Annotated in this window: 1 pseudogene; it reads right to left on the bottom strand. The window is 42.2% G+C overall.

The features are described from left to right. Positions 1–1664, bottom strand: a pseudogene (locus ACFIKJ_RS08005) (hypothetical protein); the annotation flags it as partial. Positions 1665–1677 lie beyond the last annotated feature (13 nt).

Below are 1677 nucleotides of genomic sequence, written 5' to 3' on the forward strand. Positions count from 1 at the left end.
GCTACATCAGTATAGCTTTTATCTTCTGCAGTGCCATCTTCCTTAACGGTCTTAACCTTGAAACTTGGATCTGTCCACGCTTCACTCTCATATTTGGCACCTCCGCCAAAATATTTCGCTGTATGTTCAGCAACCTTAGTAACAGTTTCATTGGTGGTAAAAAGCTGTGAGCCATTAACCGCATCACTTGAGTCTGCAGTAATGTCTCCATCTGCAAGGTACTTAATCTTGCTATTGCCTTTTTTCTCTCCTTCTCCATGCGTCGCTACAAAGGCACTATCTGTTTCGCTCCAGTTTAAAGAATCTTTTTTCGCGTTAGTAATCTGATTGATAATCTCTTTTTTTGCATTTGTGATAGAAGTCCCTACACCCTCAAAGGCAGAAGCTACATCAGAATAGCTTTTATCTTCTTCAGTGCCATCTTCCTTAACAGTCTTAACCTTGAAACTTGGATCTGTCCACGCTTCACCCTCATACTTGGCACCTCCGCCTAAATATTTTGCTGTATGCTCAGCAACCTTAGTAACATTTTCATTGGTGGTAAAAAGCTGTGAGCCATTAACCGCATCTGTCGAGGTTCCTGAGAGTTCACCAGAACTCACACCGGCGATTGTCCGTTCTTTACCGTCTTTGTTTAAAATACTTAGTTTAGTGCCGCCTGATGCCTTACCAATGGTGATAACAGTCGATTCCCCCGAACGGAGACTACGCGCTAAAGTAATCTCTTCTTCTTCCTTAACAAGGATACTATCTCTTACATCAGCAATTTCCTTATTTGTTGTAAATAACTGCGATCCATTCACTGCCTGTTGTGAAGTCTCAGTGAGTTCTGCAGCCTTAACTTTCTTTATCTCTTTACCTCCAGCATCAATACCATCGGTCGTTATTTTCGGACCATCAGTAATGACCAGACCTTTTGCATCTAGGGTGGTTGTGCCTGCCTTTAAGCTCGTTAATGTAACATCTTGAGCCAAATCAAATTTTAGTTTATTGTCATCTTTGCCTTTTGTAATGTTAAGATTTGTACTTCCAGTGGAAAAATCTACTCCGCTATCCATAATGACTGTTTTAGCATCTTTACCACCAACAGAGAGTTTCCAACCGTTTTGTCTTACGACCCTTTCTAAGTCTTTCAATTGTATTACATTCACTGCGTCTGAATCTTCACTACCAGCCGCTACACCTGTAATTTGGCGCGTTTTGCCAGCAGCAACATCACCAACACTAACAGCACCTAATGTAGATTTCCAATAAGATGCCGTATTTACTGCAGGTCCCTGCAGCACAGAAGTATAACCCGGAACACCAGCAGCAATATTAGCGATAGAATAATCCCCTAAAGAAACACTTCCTTCTGTCCTTGCTTCTGCATAAAAACCCAAAGCAGTAGAATACTTTGCGATTGACTTTGCACGATGACCTATAGCAGTCGTAGCATACTCTAAAGCTTTAGAAACAGCACCAACGGCCGTCGAATAACTACCTGCCGCTGTTGTATGATCATCCTTCGCATCAGTTTCATGATACTCAGAACCTATTGCGACACTGCTCGCACCCAAGGCCTGAGCTGTGTAACCTATAGCAATGGTATCCTCTTTTGAGGCCAGCGAATCATTGCCTATAGCAATACCTCTATTCCCCTTTGCATTTGCTTGATAACCCATGGCTATACTATTT

Origin of the sequence: Bartonella sp. PS7NMGDW (genome assembly GCF_042193585.1) — a bacterium.
Taxonomy (GTDB): domain Bacteria; phylum Pseudomonadota; class Alphaproteobacteria; order Rhizobiales; family Rhizobiaceae; genus Bartonella; species Bartonella grahamii.